The organism is Photorhabdus luminescens subsp. luminescens, assembly GCF_001083805.1.
Taxonomy (GTDB): Bacteria; Pseudomonadota; Gammaproteobacteria; order Enterobacterales; family Enterobacteriaceae; genus Photorhabdus; species Photorhabdus luminescens.
In genome coordinates, this window is record NZ_JXSK01000012.1 from 34,647 (window position 1) to 55,497 (window position 20,851).

General features: G+C 42.7%; 18 protein-coding genes. 10 read left to right on the forward strand and 8 right to left on the reverse strand.

Features of this window, described 5'->3' with window-relative positions:
- Positions 1 to 29 precede the first annotated feature (29 nt).
- The 7 genes from fhuF to TI10_RS21690 all read left to right on the forward strand — a co-directional run bounded on the left by fhuF (position 30) and on the right by TI10_RS21690 (position 8,507).
- A complete protein-coding gene (gene fhuF, locus TI10_RS21660; RefSeq protein WP_049585396.1) occupies positions 30 to 806 on the forward strand; it encodes a siderophore-iron reductase FhuF in 777 nt (258 codons plus the stop codon).
- Between the two features lie 175 nt (positions 807 to 981).
- A complete protein-coding gene (locus TI10_RS21665; protein ID WP_049585397.1) occupies positions 982 to 2,526 on the forward strand; it encodes a pyridoxal phosphate-dependent decarboxylase family protein in 1,545 nt (514 codons plus the stop codon).
- 33 nt (positions 2,527 to 2,559) lie between these two features.
- On the forward strand, positions 2,560 to 3,861 hold the full coding sequence (locus TI10_RS21670; protein ID WP_049585398.1) for a lysine N(6)-hydroxylase/L-ornithine N(5)-oxygenase family protein: 1,302 nt from the start codon (positions 2,560 to 2,562) through the stop codon (positions 3,859 to 3,861).
- Positions 3,861 to 6,263 (forward strand): GNAT family N-acetyltransferase, encoded by a 2,403-nt coding sequence (locus tag TI10_RS21675; RefSeq protein WP_049585399.1) that lies wholly within the window; start codon positions 3,861 to 3,863, stop codon positions 6,261 to 6,263. Before TI10_RS21670 ends, TI10_RS21675 begins: the two co-directional genes overlap by 1 nt.
- 433 nt (positions 6,264 to 6,696) lie before the next feature.
- Positions 6,697 to 7,167: a thioesterase family protein gene (locus TI10_RS21680; RefSeq protein ID WP_049585400.1), complete on the forward strand. Its 471-nt coding sequence runs from the start codon at positions 6,697 to 6,699 to the stop codon at positions 7,165 to 7,167.
- A gap of 114 nt (positions 7,168 to 7,281) precedes the next feature.
- A complete protein-coding gene (gene rarD / locus TI10_RS21685; protein ID WP_049585401.1) occupies positions 7,282 to 8,172 on the forward strand; it encodes an EamA family transporter RarD in 891 nt (296 codons plus the stop codon).
- A gap of 8 nt (positions 8,173 to 8,180) precedes the next feature.
- The gene (locus tag TI10_RS21690) at positions 8,181 to 8,507 is read left to right on the forward strand and encodes a hypothetical protein (RefSeq protein ID WP_049585402.1); all 327 of its coding nucleotides are present in this window, start codon (positions 8,181 to 8,183) and stop codon (positions 8,505 to 8,507) included.
- A gap of 359 nt (positions 8,508 to 8,866) precedes the next feature.
- Here TI10_RS21690 and corA read toward each other — a convergent pair whose 3' ends face one another.
- From corA to lptM, 7 genes are all read right to left on the reverse strand, one after another.
- Positions 8,867 to 9,817 (reverse strand): magnesium/cobalt transporter CorA, encoded by a 951-nt coding sequence (corA, locus tag TI10_RS21695; protein ID WP_049585403.1) that lies wholly within the window; start codon positions 9,815 to 9,817, stop codon positions 8,867 to 8,869.
- A 95-nt stretch (positions 9,818 to 9,912) separates the two neighbouring features.
- Positions 9,913 to 12,075 (reverse strand): DNA helicase II, encoded by a 2,163-nt coding sequence (gene uvrD, locus TI10_RS21700; RefSeq protein WP_455430409.1) that lies wholly within the window; start codon positions 12,073 to 12,075, stop codon positions 9,913 to 9,915.
- A 66-nt stretch (positions 12,076 to 12,141) separates the two neighbouring features.
- A complete protein-coding gene (gene yigB, locus TI10_RS21705; protein ID WP_049585405.1) occupies positions 12,142 to 12,858 on the reverse strand; it encodes a 5-amino-6-(5-phospho-D-ribitylamino)uracil phosphatase YigB in 717 nt (238 codons plus the stop codon).
- Positions 12,858 to 13,769, reverse strand: coding sequence for a tyrosine recombinase XerC (xerC, locus tag TI10_RS21710; RefSeq protein WP_049585406.1), 912 nt, complete (start codon positions 13,767 to 13,769; stop codon positions 12,858 to 12,860). Before xerC ends, yigB begins: the two co-directional genes overlap by 1 nt.
- Positions 13,766 to 14,470 (reverse strand): DUF484 domain-containing protein, encoded by a 705-nt coding sequence (locus TI10_RS21715; protein ID WP_049585407.1) that lies wholly within the window; start codon positions 14,468 to 14,470, stop codon positions 13,766 to 13,768. Before TI10_RS21715 ends, xerC begins: the two co-directional genes overlap by 4 nt.
- 32 nt (positions 14,471 to 14,502) lie before the next feature.
- Positions 14,503 to 15,327 (reverse strand): diaminopimelate epimerase, encoded by an 825-nt coding sequence (gene dapF / locus TI10_RS21720; RefSeq protein ID WP_049585408.1) that lies wholly within the window; start codon positions 15,325 to 15,327, stop codon positions 14,503 to 14,505.
- A gap of 48 nt (positions 15,328 to 15,375) precedes the next feature.
- Positions 15,376 to 15,561: an LPS translocon maturation chaperone LptM gene (lptM, locus tag TI10_RS21725; protein ID WP_049585409.1), complete on the reverse strand. Its 186-nt coding sequence runs from the start codon at positions 15,559 to 15,561 to the stop codon at positions 15,376 to 15,378.
- A 78-nt stretch (positions 15,562 to 15,639) separates the two neighbouring features.
- On the opposite strand from lptM, the gene cyaY reads away from it, so the two are divergent.
- Positions 15,640 to 15,960: an iron donor protein CyaY gene (gene cyaY / locus TI10_RS21730; protein ID WP_049585410.1), complete on the forward strand. Its 321-nt coding sequence runs from the start codon at positions 15,640 to 15,642 to the stop codon at positions 15,958 to 15,960.
- Between the two features lie 28 nt (positions 15,961 to 15,988).
- On the opposite strand, the gene TI10_RS21735 is transcribed toward cyaY, so the two are convergent.
- The gene (locus TI10_RS21735) at positions 15,989 to 18,565 is read right to left on the reverse strand and encodes a class I adenylate cyclase (RefSeq protein WP_049585411.1); all 2,577 of its coding nucleotides are present in this window, start codon (positions 18,563 to 18,565) and stop codon (positions 15,989 to 15,991) included.
- A 600-nt stretch (positions 18,566 to 19,165) separates the two neighbouring features.
- On the opposite strand from TI10_RS21735, the gene hemC reads away from it, so the two are divergent.
- Together hemC and hemD are read left to right on the forward strand one after the other, a co-directional pair.
- The gene (gene hemC, locus TI10_RS21740) at positions 19,166 to 20,107 is read left to right on the forward strand and encodes a hydroxymethylbilane synthase (protein WP_049585412.1); all 942 of its coding nucleotides are present in this window, start codon (positions 19,166 to 19,168) and stop codon (positions 20,105 to 20,107) included.
- The gene (hemD, locus tag TI10_RS21745) at positions 20,104 to 20,844 is read left to right on the forward strand and encodes a uroporphyrinogen-III synthase (RefSeq protein WP_049585413.1); all 741 of its coding nucleotides are present in this window, start codon (positions 20,104 to 20,106) and stop codon (positions 20,842 to 20,844) included. The genes hemC and hemD overlap by 4 nt, the downstream gene beginning before the upstream one ends.
- Positions 20,845 to 20,851 lie beyond the last annotated feature (7 nt).

A 20,851-nucleotide genomic window follows, 5' to 3' on the forward strand; every position in this document is an offset into this window, starting at 1 on the left:
TGTACGGACGTGTAAACAGGGAGTTGGTGGTGTCAAATACAAAGCATTCAATTACACCTTTAACCATAGTGGTAATTGAAGATATCATCCAGTTATTTGAACAAACATTCAGCCATTTTACTGCCACAATGAGAGTAAATGCAGATAATATCCCTGCTACCAGCATGAGCTTTCCTCAATGGTCAGATACAAGGAAGTTTCCAGTATTAATTCAGCGCTATCAGGATGAATATTACGGTGACAATGATATAAAACCTAACCCAAAAGCCCTATATTCCTTATGGACCCAATGGTATTTTGGTTTAGTTATTCCGCCAATGATGTTAATGCTGCTGGAATATCCACAAGCAGTGGATACCCATTACAATCTTTTTCAGGTTGAATTCCATGACAGCGGCAGGCCAGATATTTTTTACTATAATTTAACCTGGCTGAATGAAGCGCCTCCATCATTACTATATCGCCATTATTCTCTCTTGGATCGTCATATTATTCCCGTATGTGAAAAGATTGAATCATATCAAGGGATAAATAGACGTCTCCTGTGGAATAATATCGGTTATCTTATGTATTGGTATCTTACCGAATTCAGTACAAGAATAAATAGCAAGTTATATCAAGAAATTATAAATGGTCTTTTTATGGAGCCGCAATTACCTGATGGTAGAGATAATCCCCTTTACCGTACGGTTATTTTACGGCATAACAATATGCAACGTCGCAGTTGCTGCCAGCGAAATAAACTACCTGGCGTCGGTAATTGTCATGATTGCCCTTTAGAATCCAAAGTAGAAAGTAAACATTAACATTCTATTCTATAATTTTTAATTCTTATCTGTTTAGGCAGAAAGAGATTATTATGATTTAATCGCGATATTATTCAATAGTTATTTAATCTAACCAAATATTACACATAATAAAATCAATTATGTTGGGCAATAACCAAATTATAACCTATATATGAGATAAAAAGGACATATAATGTACGGAGACGCTCTGCTATTAAACCATTCACTCACAGAATATAGTCATATAACGGAGGAAGATTTTTCCAGATATTTTTTAAATATGCAGAGTGCTGGAGACTATCTTGATGACGCTTATAATGTCATTACCAGAATAAAGAGAATATTACAACGGGTAGATAAGCCTTTCAGTGGGATATTACCCAATGAGTTATCTCCACTATTTTCTAAAGTGAATTTAGATCTTCCCCTCACCTCTTTAAACCAAGCTTTAGATGAGCTACAGCAACTTTATCTTAAAGATGCTGTTTATTTTCATCATCCAAAATATGTGGCTCATCTTAATTGTCCACTGGTATTACCCGCTGTTCTGGCAGAAACCATTATTGGCGCGATTAATTCTTCATTGGATACCTGGGATCAAAGCGCTGGCGGGACACTAATAGAGCAAAAAGTTCTCGACTGGACACGAGATAAAATGGCATTAGGTACAAATGCCGATGGTATCTTTACTAGTGGCGGCACCCAATCAAATCTGATGGCAATGTTATTAGCGCGGGACCATTTTTGCCATCAGCGCGATCCTGAACATAAAAACCAGTTACATGGCCTGCCGGCAGATTTCCATAAGCTGCGTATTTTTACCTCGACAGTCAGCCATTTCAGTACACAAAAAGCCGCCGCTATCCTTGGTTTGGGGTACAACGCCGTTGTCTCTGTTCCTCATGACAGTGAGTTCCGTATGGACCCTCAAGCATTGGAACAAAGCATTAACCAATGCATCGAACAGGGCAACATTCCTCTTGCCATTGTCGCGACAACCGGTACCACAGATTTCGGCAGTATCGATCCACTTCACCCTATCGCTGCTATCGCCAAACAGCATGGCATCTGGCTACATGTGGATGCAGCATACGGATGCGGTTTACTGGTTTCGCCTCGTCGCGCTCATCTACTGGAAGGCATTAATTTAGCCGATTCTGTCACCGTGGATTACCATAAGTCGTTCTTCCAACCCGTTAGTTGCAGTGCTTTCTTCGTCAAAAATAAGCAGCACTTATCCCATTTGACTTATCATGCCGAATATTTGAATCCACTCAGCGCCTCACAAGAGGGCACACCCAATCTGGTTAATAAAAGTATCCAGACAACTCGTCGTTTTGATGCATTGAAAATGTGGCTGACATTACGAATTATGGGCGCCAAACGACTTGGGCAAGCTTTTGATAAAGTTGTCGATACAGCTCAAGATGCCTATCGATTAATGGCGCAGAATCCCTATTTTGAACTGATTCATTATCCAGAATTAAGTACTTTGGTTTTCCGTTTTATTCCTAAACAAAAATTACCCGATGCAGATATTGACGCCACCAATGCAGCCATTCGCAAAGCGCTATTCCGTGAAGGTAATACCGTCATTGCAGGTACCAAAGTCAATGGCAAACAATATCTAAAATTTACTTTCCTTAACCCGGCAACAAACCAACAACATCTACAAGAAATTGTGCATAGCATCGTATTGCACGGAAACGATTTTCTGGCAACCCATAACAATAACTAATGAAATTCATATTATTCACCAGGAGAAAATTTTATGACAACTCGCCCTTATGATTTTATTGCCATTGGAATAGGTCCTTTTAATCTCGGACTGGCCTGTTTAACTCAACCACTAAAAGATGTTCATTGCCTGTTTATCGATCAAAAACCGGGCTTTGATTGGCATCCGGGAATGATGCTGGAAAATTCCACCATGCAGACCCCTTTTATGTCAGATCTGGTGACCCTCGCATCACCCACGCACCCACTTAGCTTCCTTAATTATATTAAGCAAAAAGGGAGAATATATTCCTTTTATATCCGGGAAAGTTTTTTCCTGATGCGTAAGGAATACAATCAGTATTGTCAATGGGCGGTAGAACAGTTATCCAATTTACGCTTTAACACGCGCGTTGACAGCATTAGTTACGATGAACATACCTCGCTATATACATTACATTGTTCAGATACGTTAACGGGACAACAACATCAATTTGTTTGTAAAAAATTGGTATTGGGTACCGGGCCTTCACCCTATATTCCAAAGTGCTGCCAACCCTTCGCTGATCAGATGGTGACATCTGGTAATTACTTGAAGAGCAAAGAGGCCTTACAACAAAAGCAATCTATTACCGTTCTGGGCAGTGGACAAAGTGCCGCGGAGATTTTCTACGATTTGCTCAGTGATATTGATAAATTCAATTATCAACTCAATTGGCTTACCCGTTCGCCACGTTTTCTCCCGCTGGAATATACCAAGCTGACACTAGAAATGACCTCACCAGAATATGTAGATTATTTCTATAACCTCCCGGAAGAGAAGCGTGATGCATTAAATCTGTCGCACAAACAACTTTATAAAGGCATTAATAGTTCATTAATCAATGATATTTTCGATTTAATGTACACTAAACGATTAAACGGTGAATTAAACGTTAATTTATATACCAATAGTGAATTACGGCAAGTTAGCCATACCGAAAATGAACGCGACCTGACATTAACGTTATTCCAACATGAGCAGGAGCAATCATTTTCTCTGGATACCGCAGGCGTTGTTGTGGCAACTGGCTATCAGTATCAGCCTCCAACTTTTATTGAAGGTATACGCCATCTTATTCGTTGGGATGAAAAAGGGCGTTATGGTGTACAACGTAATTACAGCATTGATCGCAACAATACTATTTTCATACAGAATGTGGAATTACATACCCACGGTTTCGTCACGCCGGATCTGGGAATGGCCTGTTATCGCAACTCTTGCCTGATTTATGAAATTACCGGTACTGAACATTACCCGATTGAGAAAAGTATCGCTTTCCAGCAGTTCAGCGTTGCTACCGAAGGAGCGTGCTAATGTCCGTCTTTAATCCTACGCTGTTTGAAAAATCCTTGCCTGAAATAGGCAGCTTTGCATTACGCCCACTGGATCTGGAACGGGATATTCCCATATTAACTGACTGGGTTAACCGGGATTACGCCCATTATTGGGGAATGCAAAATAATACTGAAAAACAAGTATGGGAGTTTTATCATGATTTAGAATCACGCCATCCGGGCAGTGTATTTATTGGAATATATCGGGAGCAACCGGCTTTTCTATTAGAATGTTATCGTGCACAAGATGATCTGATTGGAAAATATTATCCAGCACACCCAGATGATATGGGAATGCATATTCTGGTTGCCCCGCCGCAAGAAAAAATCAGGCATTTCACTTGGGGAATTTTCCAAACCATCATGGCCTTTATTTTTAGCGATCCTACTGTGGCTCGCATGGTGGTTGAACCTGATATACGTAATGAGAAAATTCACAAGCTTAATCTGCGGGCCGGTTTTGTTTATCAGAAGGCATTGGTATTACCTCATAAAACCGCCAAGTTAGCCTTTTGTACCAGAGAGCAGCATCAGATTGCGTTACAGCGGGAGCATCAAGCAATAACATCAACCTCCTCAAGCTCATTGACAACAAATGCCACACATTTGCAACCTGCGGTCTGGCAGAAAGTCAATCGTCTGCACTTGTGTAAAGCTATTTCTGAATTTTCACATGAATGTCTACTCGCGCCTCAAGAGTTAACTGAAAAAGCAGATAGTGACGGATATCGCCATTACCGTTTGGAGAGTGCTGATCATCTGGTCAGCTATACTTTCCGGGCACGGCGTATGGCACTGGATCACTGGCTGATTGATGCCGATTCGTTACAGAAAAATGCCAGCGGAGGAGAAGCAGCTCTCGATTCCTTGCTATTCATTATTGAGTTCAAACAACAACTTGGCATTAGCGACATCGTGATGCCTACCTATCTGGAAGAAATCACTAGTACTCTCTATAGCAGTGCTTTTAAGCATAACAGAGTCGGTATCAGTGCAATGGATCTGGTGAACACTGATTTTCAGGCGCTGGAAGGGGAGATGATGGAAGGACACCCTTCTTTCGTCGCCAATAATGGCCGGATTGGTTTTGATATTGGCGATTTCCAGAACTTTAGCCCCGAAGCAGCCTCTGCTATGCATTTAGTATGGCTGGCCGCACATAAGAGCAAGGCACATTTTGCTTGTATAGAACAACTCAACTATCAACAGTTGCTGGAACAGGAACTAGGCACCACCACAATGGCTGAATTTGATCAGCGGTTGATCGCGCTTAATCTTAATCCAGAGGATTACTTACTGATGCCTGTTCACCCCTGGCAATGGCAGAACAAGTTGGCATCGGTGTTTGCGCCCGATATTGCTAATCAGAAATTAGTCTACCTTGGTATTGGCGCTGATACCTATCAGGCACAACAGTCGATTCGTACTTTATTCAATCGCAGTCATCCTCAGCGATATTATGTGAAAATGGCGTTGTCTATTCTAAATATGGGATTTATGCGCGGTTTATCACCTTATTATATGGCGACGACACCGGGCATTAACGACTGGTTATTCGATTTAGTAACACAAGATCCCATCTTGCAGCATTATCGTTTTAAAATTTTACGGGAAGTCGCCAGCGTTGGTTTCAAAAACAGCTATTACGAACAAGCAATCAGTAGTGATACGCCTTATAAAAAAATGATGGCGGCGCTATGGCGAGAAAACCCATTGCAATTGATTGAATCTGGGCAGAAAGTGATGACTATGGCTGCGTTACTGCACAGAGATCAACAAGGGAATGCCCTGCTGCCGGCGTTAATTTCAGCATCTGGCCTGTCTACTCAGGAATGGTTACGTCGCTATTTAGAGAGTTATCTTGCGCCACTGTTACACTGTTTGTACGCTTATGATCTGATGTTTATGCCACACGGCGAAAACATCATCCTGGTATTGGAAAACCATATTCCACAGCACATCTTTATGAAAGATTTGGCTGAAGAGATTCTGGTCATGAATCCCGACGCTGATTTACCGGAAAAAGCGAGTCGAGTCAAAGTAGACATGCCAGAAGAGATGAAAACACTGACTATCTTATCTGATGTGTTTGACGGTATATTCCGCTATCTGGCTGCAATACTGGATGAACAGGGTGACTATTCACAGGATCTTTTCTGGCAGGCTGTAGCAGATTGTATTTTAAGCTATCAACGCAACCATCCCGAATTGAGTGAGCAATTTGTACGTTACGATCTGTTTACACCGGAGATTAAACGCTGCTGTCTAAACCGCCTACAAATAGCGAATAACCGTCAAATGCTTGATTTAGCTGATCCGGCTCAAAGTTTACAGTTTGCTGATAATCTGATTAATCCAATTGCCAAATTTGGTAATGCGTAAAATATAGTTACAGAGAACTCAGCTTCATCAGCAAATTTCTCAATTCTCTTAAGGCAGTACGATGAACAGTACTGTCTTATTTATTTACATAATTTACATATACCCGTCATCTTTCAAATTGCCTCTTTGTTGGCTGCACTCGCTCACCCCGGTCACATAGTTTGCTATGCTCCCGGGGATTCGCTCCCTTGCCGTCGCGATGCATCTTGAAATCCATAGGGTATATACATGTAATTTCAGTAGATTAAATTCCAGCGTCGATATTATTTCCCGTTTCAACTTACCTATAGTTGTATTTAATTATGTTATTCAGATTATTACCAGATATTCCTTACAAGCTAGCAAGGTTAGCAATAAAAGCATAATATTAACAAACCATTAACCATATAAATTCACACTGATAACACATACCTTTATTTAGGAATAAAATTAAATGTCTACAACGCTATTAACCCTGGAAGAAGCCCGAAAAGTGATTGGTCATGCTTTTGTTCACGATATGCCTTTTAACCAATTATTAGGACTTGAACTCATCCGATTTGAACCGGATTACGTAGAAATACAATTCCGTAACCAAAGTAAACTAGTAGGTAATATTGCACAGGAGATTCTACATGGCGGTGTAGTCGCATCAGTGCTGGATGTATGTGGTGGATTGGTCTGCATCGGTAACGCCTTACCCCGTCTGGTACCTGCATCACGAGAAGAATTAGCAAAGCGATTATCAATAATGGGAACCATTGATTTACGCGTGGATTACCTACGCCCCGGCCGCGGTGAATTATTTACTGCCACCAGTAGTATTATCCGCAATGGCAACAAAGTTTCTGTCGCCAGAGCAGAACTTCATAATGAGCAGAGAGACCATATCGCCAGTGTAACGGCGACCTATCTGGTAGGATAACAATATAATTTTAATCGCTTGCGTAATATTCAGCCCGGTGACATATTATTTTCATGTTAACGGGCTAAAAACCGGTAACACGTTTTCCACCTTCTATCTTAACATCAGGACAATATGAACAAGCCACAAACGACTAAAGGAGTACTGTACGCCTTCGGTGCCTGTTTTATCTGGGGAATCGCGCCAGTTTATTTTAAACATATCCAGCAAGTACCTGCTGACGAAATCCTGACCCATCGTATTATCTGGTCATTTTTCTTTATGTTGCTATTGCTAACATTAACTCGTCACTGGTCACAGGTAGTCAAAATTTTCCGTCAACCTAAAAAAGTATTATTGCTGGCCGTAACGGCTACTGTCGTTGCCTGTAACTGGTTGATTTACATCTGGGCAGTAAACCACGGCCATATGCTGGAAGCTAGCCTGGGTTATTTTATTAGCCCACTGGTTAACGTTTTGTTCGGTATGCTGTTTCTGAGTGAGCGTTTCCGCCGTATGCAATGGGCTGCTGTTATTCTGGCCTTCACCGGTGTATTAATTCAGCTATGGCAATTTGGGTCTATACCGGTCATTGGATTAAGTTTGGCTGTCACTTTTGCCCTGTATGCCCTGCTGCGTAAAAAAATGAATGTTGACGCTCAAACGGGCATGACGATTGAAACCCTCTGGTTACTGCCGGTTGCCGCCATTTATCTGTTTGGTTTTGCCAACACCCCAACCAGTGATTTAAGTAATAACCCAACGACTCTCAATTTATTATTGATTGCCGCGGGCATTATTACTACTGTGCCACTACTGTTATTCACCGAAGCCGCGGCTCACCTGCGTCTATCCACACTAGGATTCTTTCAGTACGTCGGCCCAACGCTAATGTTTTTGCTAGCAACCTTGGTTTATGGTGAACAGATAGGCATTGATCGTCTGATTACTTTCGGCTTTATCTGGGCTGCACTAGTGCTATTTACATTGGATGCAATATATACACAACGTAGAGCTCAGAGATAGCAAAATAAATGAGAATAACCATCAGATTAGCCAATACAACCGAACAGATCGCCCTTGAAGCTCTGCAATTACGTGCATCTCTTATGTGGGAAGAAGACAGGGAATTATTACTAGCAAATCCCCACATGATAGAACTTCCTATGAAACATATTGAAGCGGGATATGTTTATATTGCGGAGCAAGCTGATGTTATTTTGGGATTTTGTGTTGTATTACCGCTATCTGATGGAAATGCTGATATTCAGAATACAGAATACAGAATACAGAATACAGAATACAGAATACAGAATACAGAATACAGAATACAGAATACAGAATACAGAATACAATTATAATATAAATTATATTCTGTAAGTCAATGCCTTTTATCCTTACATCTACTTTATTTTCAATAATTAAATACTTTTTTTTAAATAAAAAATTTAATTTAATTCATGCCATTTTCATGTTTTATATAAATTTCAGAATTAGGAATAATAATATTTAAATTAAAAATTTAATTATATTAAATAATGGCAACACCCTCTTTAAAAATAATAATTCCATAATTAAACAGCATTAAGATTATTCTCAAAAAATAATAAAAATTTAAAATAAAATCTGAAAAACATAGATATTAAACTTTTAATATGTTATTCCCATGTCTCTATAACTGCTATGGCCGCCGTAATAAAATCATTACAGCGGCCGTATATTAAAGCCAATTCTTCCGCTTAAAATAGAGATATGGTGCAAGACCCGCAGCAATCATTAAACCAATTGCGCCCGGATAACCAAATGTCCAATGCAGCTCCGGCATAAATTCAAAGTTCATACCATAACTGGAAGCCACCAGCGTCGGCGGCAGGAATACCACAGAAACAACTGAGAAGATTTTGATAATTCTGCTCTGTTCAATATTGATAAAACCCATTGCCGCCTGCATCAAGAAATTAACTTTCTGAAACAGAGATTCATTATGCGGCAACAGCGATTCAATATCCCGCAAGATTTCACGGGCTTGCTCCAGTTGATCCCCCGGCAAACGGGCTCGTCTCACCAAGAAGTTAAGCGCACGCTGAGTATCCATAAGACACAAGCGAACCTTCCAGCCGATATCTTCCTGCTCCGCAAGACTGGATAAGGCAATGTCAAACTCATCACCCTGTTTCCCTTCCATAATGACCCGGCTCAAGGATTCCAGCACGCTGTAAATATTTTCGATAACATCAGCCAACTGCTCGATCTTGGTTTCAAATAGATCCATCAGCACTTCATAAGCATTACCATCAACTAATGTCTGATTACGAGCACGCATACGATACAATCGAAACGCAGGGAGCTCCCGCTCTCGCAATGTATAGAGACGACCATCACGAATAGTAAATGCAACTGTTGCGTTGCCTGCATGGTCTTCCGCGTCTTCAAAGTAGAAAAACGAGTGAACGTGTATCCCGTCTTCATCTTCAAAAAAACGCGCCGACGCCTCAATGTCATCCAGTTCCGGTCGGGTTGCTAGAATTTGGCCTAATTCATTTTGAACTTGTAGCCTGTCTTGCTCTCCCGGTTCAACCAAATCTACCCATAAGGAATCAGATAACTTTTCTCCCTCTTCAAACTCAAGACGGAGCAGGCGATTATTCTCTAACTTAAATGCGCTCAGCATGTATCATAAGTCTCCTTTACTCCCTACGTGATCGTAAGGCGCGAATGTTACGCTTAGAAGAAAAAGCCTGTCAACATTCAACCTGGATATTATTTTCAGACCATTTCAAGTCTGGCATAAGCAGCCACCAGCCACTTAATCCCTTCCCCTTGAAACGCGATTTGCAATCGGCTATGTTCACCACTCCCCTCCATATTGACAATGGTTCCTTCACCAAATTTAGGATGACGAACACGTTGTCCAAGAGCATAACCGCTATCATTGGCACTAATAGGTGTGCCCAACCGACTATGGCTAACCGGACGAGAGACTGTCGCACGTAACCGAACTTCTTCAATACATTCTGGCGGCAGTTCCCCAATAAAACGAGATGGCCGATGATACACCTCTTTGCCATATAAACGGCGACTTTCCGTATAAGTGATGGTCAACTTTTCCATTGCACGTGTCAGGCCCACATAAGCCAAGCGACGCTCCTCTTCCAGACGTCCACCTTCTTCAATCGACATCTGGCTTGGAAACATACCTTCTTCCATGCCAACAATAAATACTTGTGGGAATTCCAGTCCTTTAGCCGAATGTAATGTCATCAGTTGCACTGAATCCTGATAGGCATCGGCCTGACCTTCTCCCGATTCCAGCGCAGCATGGGAAAGAAACGCCTGTAATGGCGTCAAATCTTCATCCTCTTCCTGATAGCTAAACTGGCGAGTCGCTGTAACAAGTTCTTCAAGGTTTTCAATACGCGCCTGCGCTTTTTCACCTTTTTCCTGCTGGTACATCGCTCGCAAGCCAGAATCACGGATAACCCTGTCAGTCTGAACATGCAATGGCATCTCTTCAGTTTCTGTCGATAATGCGTCAATCAGTTCAATAAAACGTTGTAAGGAAGCCGCCGCTCGCCCGGCCAGCACTTTCTCTTGCAGCAATATTTGGCAACAGTCCCACAATGTTTGCTGCCGTTCACGCGCCGCCTGACGCACAATATCTAACGTTCTGTCGCCAATACCACGAGTAGGCGTATTCACTACACGTTCAAACGCCGCGTCATCATGACGATTGGCGATCAGACGCAAGTAAGCCAGCGCATCTTTAATTTCCTGACGTTCAAAGAATCGTTGACCACCATAAATACGGTATGGCATCGACGCCTGTAACAGCGCCTCTTCCAATACACGGGACTGAGCGTTGCTGCGGTAAAGTATGGCGCAATTTTTCAGAGCGCCGCCATTTTCAAGCCAGTTTTTAAGCCGGCTAACCACATAGCGGGCTTCATCCAATTCATTGAATGCACAATAAAGGGAGATAGGTTCGCCCTCTACGCCATCAGTCCACAAATTTTTCCCCAGACGATCACTGTTATTGGCAATCAATGTATTGGCAACTTTCAAAATATTACTGGTGGAACGGTAATTCTGCTCCAAACGGATAGTTTCAGCACCAGGAAAATCTTTCAGGAAACGCTGAATATTCTCAACTTGAGCCCCACGCCAACCATAAATAGATTGATCATCATCCCCGACAATCATTACTTTGCCTGTTTCCCCTGCCAACAGATGAATCCAAGCATATTGAATACTGTTAGTGTCCTGAAACTCATCCACCAGAATATTAGTAAAGCGGCCACGGTAATGTTGCAGGATCTGAGGTTTATTCAGCCACAATTCATGCGCTCGCAGTAAAAGTTCGGCAAAATCCACCAACCCGGCCCGATCACAAGCCTCTTGGTAAGCCTGATAAATTTTCTGCCATGTCGCTTCAACAGGGTTGCCATAACTTTCAATATGCTGTGGCCGCAAGCCTTCATCTTTTTTGCCATTGATGTACCACATGCCTTGACGAGCTGGCCATTGCTTATCATCCAAATTCATCGCCTTGATAATGCGTTTAAGCAGACGATGTTGATCTTCGCTATCAAGAATCTGAAAATCCTGTGGCAAACTGGCATCCAGATGATGCGCTCGTAACAAACGATGAGCCAAACCGTGGAACGTACCAATCCACATTCCCCCTTGACTGGTACCGATCAGGTTTTCAATCCGATGACGCATCTCCGCAGCCGCTTTATTGGTGAAGGTCACGGCCATAATGGAAAACGGCGAAGCCTTCTCCACCGACAACAACCAAGCAATTCGGTGTACCAGCACTCGGGTTTTACCGCTCCCCGCACCAGCTAATACCAACATATTGGTCCGCGGAGCAGCTACAGCTTCCCGTTGTTTGTCATTCAGACTTTCGAGCAGATAGGAGACGTCCATAGTTACCATCAATTGATTAGACAGCGACCAGATGTCGCTGCGTTTTTATACAGAATAATTTCTTGATTATATCAATGCTGTCAAAGAAGCCAAATCGTAAATCTCAATGTGAGGCAGTAGGCGGCTTTCCGTCGTCTGCAATAATTTTTTATTTTTAGTATTCATCCAACAAGCCTGCATACCACTACGCAGCGCCCCTGCTACATCGGTACTCAAATCATCACCGACATGTAAGATTTGCCCAAGCGGTAAACCCAGACGATCTGCGGCCAAACAGTACATATCGCTACAAGGTTTTGCACGACCATCAGGGCCAGCTTTTAGCACAAATTTAAAATAAGGGGCAAGGCCACAGGCGGCAGGTTCCGCATTACCATTAGTAATCGCTACCAGCGGCATCTGTTCAGCAAGTGCCGCTAAAGTTTTATGCGTTGATTCAGGAATCTCAATCCGATTACGCCAAAGTGTGAAATGCGCCATGACATCATCCGCCCCTCGCTCAGCGTCTTCACGGCTAAAACCGTAATGGCAAAACATCAACCTTGAGCAGTGCCAACGCCATAAAGTCATGTCATGATAAATTTCAGGATACTGCTCAAGCGTCAATTCACGGAAAGCATACAGATCCTGATGATTAAGATGACTGAACCTGGGATCATACTGCCGCACAAAATTCAGTACTGCCTCTTCCGTCTTATCCATGACTGGATGATTATCATACAGCGTATCATCCAGATCAAATGTCATCGCTAACACTGGCGCAAGAGGCCGGTAAAAACGCATTACGATTTCCCCCGTTTAGCTCTGGGATGGGCTACATCATACACTTTTGTTAAATGCTGGAAATCCAAATGAGTATAGATTTGTGTGGAAGATAGGCTGGCATGGCCTAGCAATTCCTGAACGGCGCGCAAATCACCACTGGATTCCAGAATATGAGTGGCAAAAGAGTGGCGCAATTTATGAGGATGAATATGGCTGCTCATTCCTTGGCGTATTCCCCACTGCGCAAATCGTTTTTGTACATTGCGGGTTGATATTCGCCGCCCGCTCTTTGAGACAAAAACAGCGTTATCCTCTGGCTCGAATAGTTCCCGCATCGCCAACCAATGATTAAGCCATTCAACCGCGGTACGTCCCAAAGGGACCTTCCGCTCTTTACTGCCTTTACCTGAAACCCAGACTTCTCCACTTTCAAGATCCAGATGCTGGCAATCAAGGCCCACCAACTCTGACAAACGTAATCCAGCACCATACATCACTTCCAACATCGTCCGGTCACGCACCGATAATGGATCATTGAAATCGATATTCAGCAGTTGGTTCACTTCATCCACATCGATATTTTTCGGCAAATGACGCTTGGTTCCCGGCGTGCTGACGGTTTTACTCGGATTAACGGAAATTTCGCCTTGAATCACCTGCCAATCAAGGAAACTGCGCAAGGAAGATAAACGCAACGCCAAGCTAGCTGACTGCAAACCAGCCCGACGACTACGTGTTACCAACATTCTCACTTTCGCAGGATCAAGATCTTTCCATTGGCTGACGCCCATTTCTAAAACCATCTCAGCCAATGTGGCAAGCTGGCGGCGATAATGGGTGATAGTCACTGGACTTAACCGACGCTCTACCCTGAGGTAGCGCAAAAATGCCTCAATCGGCTCTAGTAACCGGTCAATTTCCTGCATCATATTCGTTTAATCCAACGAGACAGTATATCCGGCAATAACTTAGCCAGATGCTCAAGCATGTCAGTTCCCATGCCTTCTTGATAATGTTGATGGTTCCGACTGTTAAATATCACCATACCCAGTTCGCCCCTCGTTCCCAAGAGCGATACAGCAACCGAACCGACATGCCGAACTTGCGGCAATAACAATAAAATTTCCGATCCATTTAGCATACCGAGATAGTGGTTTTTATTACCAAAACGCTGAATACGAATTGGTTCAAAAGTATTGCGGGAAAGTGCTAAATTAGGTGCATCAAACGGTGCGCCAATATGCCATTTATCATTAAAAAGACGGATGCTGGCACTATTTAGCCCCATATTCTTAGCCCATGAACTTAATCGACTAAGCATATCCTGCAAACTCTCTGCCGCAACCAAATCAATCAGTAATTTAAGCAACTGCTCAAACAGTTGTTCATTCACTCTAGCCTGCTCCATGAGCAGAGTGATATCTTCTTCCAGATAAGCAATCCGCGTTCTCTGGCGGTTCATATACCATTCAACCAAAGAAACCGTTTCTCTTACCGGGTGAGGAACCCGCATCTGTTCAACGACACATGCATTACGGATAAAGAAATTGGGGTTTTCCAATAAATAATCCACAACAGTCTGATCATCAAGTATGTCATTGATGTTTAACTGCTCTTCTTTTTTCTCCATCTTCGATGCCCCGCAGCTCAAAACAGAATCGATTACAGATGAATTGCGCCATCATAAACATGCGTCGCCGGCCCCGTCATATAGAGCGGTTTTCCCGGCCCGTCCCAACAGATAAACAGTGAACCTCCCGGCAAATCTACCCGAACATGATTGTCAAGCAGTTGCTGCTGAATACCTACTGCTACCGCTGCACAAGCACCACTGCCACAAGCTTGGGTTTCCCCAACGCCACGTTCGTAAACCCGTAAGCGGATATGACCTCGGTTTAAAATCTGCATGAAACCAATATTCGCCCGTTCAGGAAATCTTTCGTGACTTTCCAAAGCTGGCCCCAAAATTTCTACTTCGGCCGTTTCTACGTCTGCTACTTGAATCACACAATGAGGATTCCCCATAGAGACAACTCCACAAAGCACAGTTCTCTCTACTACCCGTAAAATATAGGTTTTTTCTGCCTTTAACGCACGAAATGGCACATGATGCGGCTCAAATTCAGGTTCCCCCATATTAACGCAAACCTGATCATCACTGGTGATACTCAATACCATTCGTCCCGATTGCGTGCTGACTTTAATATCACGCTTATTAATTAATCCCTTAAGACGGACAAAACGGGCAAAACAACGCGCTCCATTGCCACACTGTGCAACTTCACTACCGTCAGCATTAAAAATACGATAGTGAAAATCCATATCTGGATCATAAGGCGCTTCAACAACTAACAACTGATCGAAGCCCACACCAGTATGCCTATCTGCCAAGCGGCAGATCAGCTCTGGTGAGAAATAAACATTTTGGGTCACAGCATCAACGACCATAAAGTCATTACCCAGACCATGCATTTTGGAGAACTGCATATCATGCTCCACCTTAAGCCGCAGTCACTGACTACCGGCTTATCTCGCTTATTTCTGAGAGGTGCTATCCACTTTCTGCCCTTGCTGCTCAGTATTCGCGGGAATCTGAGATGCCGTTGTCGCTTTCCTGGTCGATGGTTGTTCTGGAGGAAAATAGAGAGGACCTTTTAGTCCGCAGCCGGAAAGTATAAATAAGGTTATGATAGCCAGAAATCCGCGTAATTTTTTCTTCATTGCATTAATGCCTGTAATTCATACGTCAATATTCTCTATAATCGCAGTTAGACCTCGAAAAGCAAATAGGAAATGAAGATGAACGACAGTGAATTTCACCAGTTAGCTGACCAACTGATGGTTTATATCGAAGGGCAGTTGGATAATTATGATGGTAATGCCGATATCGACTGTGAAACCAATGGCGGTGTCATGACCCTCAGCTTTGATAATGACAGCAAAATTATTATCAATCGCCAAGAACCTTTCCATCAAATCTGGCTGGCAACCAAAAGCGGAGGTTATCATTTTGACTACAAAGAAGGTCAGTGGATTTGTGACCGTAGCGGTGACAATTTTTTAACCATGCTAGCACACGCCATCACTGAGCAAAGTGGCGAACAATTCAGTTTTTTATGATTGAACCTACCCCGCCCTGCGGGGTAAATCAGTAATGTGACACAGAACGATAAAGTTCTGACCGCTCTTCTCCACTATTTTCCCCATCATGAGTCACACACAAATGTGAAAAAGATGTTCCACTAAATGGAATAACCTGAGTCTGCCCTTCCATTTGGACGATCTGATAAAACTGCGGCAAGTTAAAGTTAATAAAGCTTGATCCGTAAGTAAACCGATCATGAGATGAAGAATAAAACCGACTGACGTCACGTACCAACTCTTCTTTACTTCCCTCACAATGAGAATAGATTTCTACCCGGTTAGTTTCATCCAGAATATAAATATTAAAACTTTTATTATCTTGCGTATTTTCAAAGAAAAACTGAATAATGCCCTCACTGGCAAAACCATCAACTACTGCGGGCAAATGCGTCTCTTTGGTATTAATTTTCACCGGCAACCCATGCAATTTGTTATTAGAAATTGCCCCATAGAATTCCACGGCATTTTCCAATTTCTGCACCGATACATTAAGACGTTCAAAGAACAGTCCCCAAGTCTGACCAGCAATGCGTAATGCTTTAAAACGACCTGGGTCCTGACGATTGCTGGATAACCGTAATTCAATACATTCAGATACCAGTTGCTGGATTCGGGTTCGAATCAACCCTCGTAAATGTTCGCTGTAACAGAACACTTCAACCGCTGCCGGCAGTGCAGCATCTTGATGCATCTTGCCCAATATGGTCTTCAACGCTTCCAGCACAGATTGTTCACCACTAAAGTGTAAGGTTCGCACTTCATTCCATGAATTGCGGTAAAGTAAGTCAATACTTTCCACCAAACACTGTTGCGATTCACCAAAACTGAATACATCAAGTTTACGAAAATCAAAATGTACCACCTGATTAGAGAACTCAGCCGTCGGATCTTTCTCCAGATTGACAATAATTGCCAAATGGCGAATTTCACACGGACTATAAAGTGCTCTCGGTGTCGGCGCTGGCAGACGGATGGGGAAATGAGCAGAAATATCATTAACCAATTCATGTAATTTCAGCTCATCACATTGAGTTTCACCATGATGAATATGGATACACGATTTTTCTGTTAACAAGCCGTTAAAGTAGGTCCACGATACCAATTTATTGAGATAACGATTATATTCCAGAGGTTGATGACCAATGATCGATCCAATAGTCGGCGCCTGATTGTAAAGATACCAACCGCTGCGGTTTGCTCGCCCTTGAGGAACATAAATAAATGTTAAATTTTTCTCTGATAAGTCTGGCGAAATTTGCGGATTAACCAGCGTTACTTTTCCGGGCAATGCTTCAAATGCAGCATAAAGTTTACGCGTCAGCACGCCAATATCCTGTGGACTGGCACTGACACTCAGATTATTACGGCGGGCAAAACGGATAAGATTACGATAGCTCTGCATCATGGTATCGAGTAGTTCATTATGCGCATCACGAACCTGTTCAATTTTCCATGCGTTGCGGTTATCCAAAATGTTCAACCGCTCTGGCTCCCACTTCCACTCATAGACCAGTTGAGTCAATACCTGGCGTCGCCAGCCAATGCAACCTTTATCATCTTGATTAAGAGAGAGCTTTTCACAAACTTTTAAATAAAAACATCGACGTATTAGATCTAGCCGGGTTGTATCATTAATCTCCGTCAGATAACGGGTAACACGCTCAAGCATCATACTGTATGCATCAAGGCCAAAGCAGACTATTTCGCCAGCATGCAGGCGCTGTTTCATCTCCATTGCCAATAACTTACCATTGGGATATTCCCAGGAATAGGCTTCCAGTAATAAGCTTTTCAATACGGCTTTATAAGGGGAATCGATACTTTTGTAGAGTTGCCATAAGCTAGCGCCAAAGTACTCTTCAGCGGAGAGTTCGCCCAGGCCACCGAGATCAAGCCACTCATTTGGCGTCAGAACACCTTGTGCATAAAGGGATAAAACATATTCATCATAATGGCGCTCTTCTTCCACGGGCACCATTTCCCATAACAAACGCTTACCCGCCATACGTACAGCGGTACGGTAAAATTCATCAAGTAATAGAATATGCTGAGTAGAACCACAGTCCTCACCACCGAGACTACCACTCGCATTATGGCGAAAGCGGTTTTCGTCAATAAGAAAAAAATTGACTTCAATACCTAGCGCTGACGCCCACTGTTCAATAAGCGTACACTTACGTTGCAGCAACAGGCGCTCATCATTATCAAGCCATGACTGATGACATACCCAAATATCCAAATCAGAACAATTGCTCTGCCCGATTGATGAGGTACTGCCCATTGAGTAAATACCAGTAATAGGCAGTTCACCATTGGCAGGCTGTTCTATAAAGTGATCTAATTTATTTTCTAAATCATTAAGATAAGATTTTTGTGCTTCATCATGCACGAAAAAACATACGCCATAAGGAACATTACCGTTAATGTAACCTGGCATCATTGGATGCTGATAATGCAGTAATACTGGCAGTAAACTGTATACCTGCTTAAATTCCGCACTCATGGCGGTAGAGGCGCGTTCTAACCTGAGTTGGTTTATCGCATCCAGTCTCTGTTTCAGTGTTTCGATATAAAGGTACAAGACGTCTCGCCCGATTGAGTTCCAGTGCCCAGATAAATCCCCCGTTTCCGGCTGTTATAGCTTGATGGAATTATTTAGAATGATTTTTACCAATTTATTACCGGAAACGTGATCAATTTAACACCTTGTCGATAAACCGTAAAGCCAGTAAAGCAATTGAATTGCGATGTCTTGTCGTACGAAAAATCAAATAATACATTGTTATATATAGAAATAATCAAAAAAAACCATACCATTTATACTTTCTTATACGAAAGAAATTTTCTCCGTCCATTTTTTCAACCTAATACGCATAATACCTTGTTATCATCAATCCGATGAAAATGACTCCGTTGGCTATATTTTAATTAATGATTCTTTTCATTCAAAATTCCTTAATTACAGAAATAATTTACTAGAAAAGTTAATTCATAATTAAATCAATCTATTTTCATTGTTATAAAAATAATTTAAAAAATTAAAATTTATTTTATACTTTAACATAACCGGCATATCTTCTTCTTAACCCCCTAGCTGGAAAAAAAAGTGCTGAAATGTTAAAACGAGTGCTATGTTTTTCATTTATATGACGGCCGAAAAGCCTGAGAAATACAAACATCTATGTCAACTAAAACCATCCGTATCGCAACCCGACAAAGCCCTCTAGCCATGTGGCAGGCGCTGTATGTTCAGCAAAAACTACAACAATATCACCCAGATCTGGAGGTTCAACTGGTTCCGATGGTAACCAAGGGCGATGTCATTCTGGACACGCCTCTGGCAAAAATCGGAGGAAAAGGGCTGTTTGTCAAAGAGTTAGAATTAGCTCTGCTTGAAGGCCGAGCCGATATCGCTGTCCATTCAATGAAAGATGTCCCGGTTTCTTTTCCAGAAGGGCTTGGTCTGGTCACTATTTGTGAACGTGATGATCCTCGTGATGCTTTCGTCTCTGTCAAATATCACTCTCTTGATGAATTGCCAACAGGCAGCATTGTTGGCACATCAAGTTTACGCCGTCAGTGCCAAATCCGTGAATTACGTCCTGACCTGATTATCCGTGACCTTCGGGGCAATGTTGGAACCCGCCTGAACAAGTTGGATAATGGTCACTATGATGCCATCATCCTCGCCGTCGCAGGATTGAATAGGTTAAAACTGCATGAGCGTATCCGTAAGCCATTGGCGGCAGAACAATCATTACCTGCTGTTGGTCAAGGCGCGGTAGGAATTGAATGCCGCCTTGACGACCAACAAACACAAACTCTGTTAGCGCCATTAAACCACTATGATACAGAAATCTGTGTTCTTGCCGAACGTGCAATGAATACCCGGCTAGAAGGGGGCTGCCAAGTACCAATAGGTAGCTATGCCATTTGGCAGGATGGGAAAATTTGGTTACGGGCATTGGTTGGCGCACCTGATGGTAGCATTATTATTCGCGGTGAAAGAACGGCTTTACCAGAAGATGCTTGTCAGGCAGGAGTTGAATTGGCAGAAGAATTGTTAGAACGGGGCGCACGGGAAATTCTAACCGAAGTTTATCGAGGAAATCCCTCCACATGAGCATTCTGGTGACTCGCCCTGCTCCTGCCGGAGAGGAGCTAGTCAGAAAGTTACAGGCGGCGGGAAAAACAGCTTTCAGCGCACCTTTAATTGAGATTCACCCGGGTTCAGAGCTGCCACAGCTAGCTGAGAAGCTTAGCCATCTAAATACCAGTGATATGGTATTTCTGTTGTCAAAAAATGCAGTTTACTATGCAAACTCAAAGTTAAATAAAATTAATCTGTCATGGCCCGACAAGCTGATTTATTATGCTATTGGCAGATCAACCGCTCTGGCTTTTCATCAACTAACAGGTATGAATGTTATCTGGTCATCAGAGGGTGAAACCAGCGAAATCCTGCTAAAACTACCATCACTACATCAGGTTGAAAATAAACAAGCTTTGCTGCTCAGAGGAAATGGCGGACGTGAACTTATTGCCCGGACGCTGACAGAAAGAGGCGCCACAGTTAATTATTGTGAATGTTATTTCCGCCAGCCAGTAGACTACCCGGCAGCAGAATTCAGTGCCCACTGGCAAAAGTATGGAGTACAAACTTTAGTTGTAACCAGTGGCGAAATACTGCAACTGTTATATAACTTAATACCCGAAAGTGATCGAAACAGGTGGTTACTACATTGCCACCTGATTGTGGTAAGCGAGCGTCTTGCACATACCGCCCGGAACTTGGGCTGGCAGGATGTTAAAGTTGCAAAAAGTGCAGATAACGACGCCTTAATTCAGGCACTAGAATAAACTGACA

Bases quoted from the DNA above. Each gene is read 5' to 3' on its own strand.
- TI10_RS21665 (WP_049585397.1), top strand. From the start codon at position 982: ATGTACGGAGACGCTCTGCTATTAAACCATTCACTCACAGAATATAGT.
- TI10_RS21670 (WP_049585398.1), top strand. From the start codon at position 2,560: ATGACAACTCGCCCTTATGATTTTATTGCCATTGGAATAGGTCCTTTT.
- TI10_RS21675 (WP_049585399.1), top strand. From the start codon at position 3,861: ATGTCCGTCTTTAATCCTACGCTGTTTGAAAAATCCTTGCCTGAAATA.
- TI10_RS21680 (WP_049585400.1), top strand. From the start codon at position 6,697: ATGTCTACAACGCTATTAACCCTGGAAGAAGCCCGAAAAGTGATTGGT.
- rarD (WP_049585401.1), top strand. From the start codon at position 7,282: ATGAACAAGCCACAAACGACTAAAGGAGTACTGTACGCCTTCGGTGCC.
- TI10_RS21690 (WP_049585402.1), top strand. From the start codon at position 8,181: ATGAGAATAACCATCAGATTAGCCAATACAACCGAACAGATCGCCCTT.
- corA (WP_049585403.1), bottom strand. From the start codon at position 9,817: ATGCTGAGCGCATTTAAGTTAGAGAATAATCGCCTGCTCCGTCTTGAG.
- uvrD (WP_455430409.1), bottom strand. From the start codon at position 12,075: ATGGACGTCTCCTATCTGCTCGAAAGTCTGAATGACAAACAACGGGAA.
- yigB (WP_049585405.1), bottom strand. From the start codon at position 12,858: ATGCGTTTTTACCGGCCTCTTGCGCCAGTGTTAGCGATGACATTTGAT.
- xerC (WP_049585406.1), bottom strand. From the start codon at position 13,769: ATGATGCAGGAAATTGACCGGTTACTAGAGCCGATTGAGGCATTTTTG.
- TI10_RS21715 (WP_049585407.1), bottom strand. From the start codon at position 14,470: ATGGAGAAAAAAGAAGAGCAGTTAAACATCAATGACATACTTGATGAT.
- dapF (WP_049585408.1), bottom strand. From the start codon at position 15,327: ATGCAGTTCTCCAAAATGCATGGTCTGGGTAATGACTTTATGGTCGTT.
- lptM (WP_049585409.1), bottom strand. From the start codon at position 15,561: ATGAAGAAAAAATTACGCGGATTTCTGGCTATCATAACCTTATTTATA.
- cyaY (WP_049585410.1), top strand. From the start codon at position 15,640: ATGAACGACAGTGAATTTCACCAGTTAGCTGACCAACTGATGGTTTAT.
- hemC (WP_049585412.1), top strand. From the start codon at position 19,166: ATGTCAACTAAAACCATCCGTATCGCAACCCGACAAAGCCCTCTAGCC.
- hemD (WP_049585413.1), top strand. From the start codon at position 20,104: ATGAGCATTCTGGTGACTCGCCCTGCTCCTGCCGGAGAGGAGCTAGTC.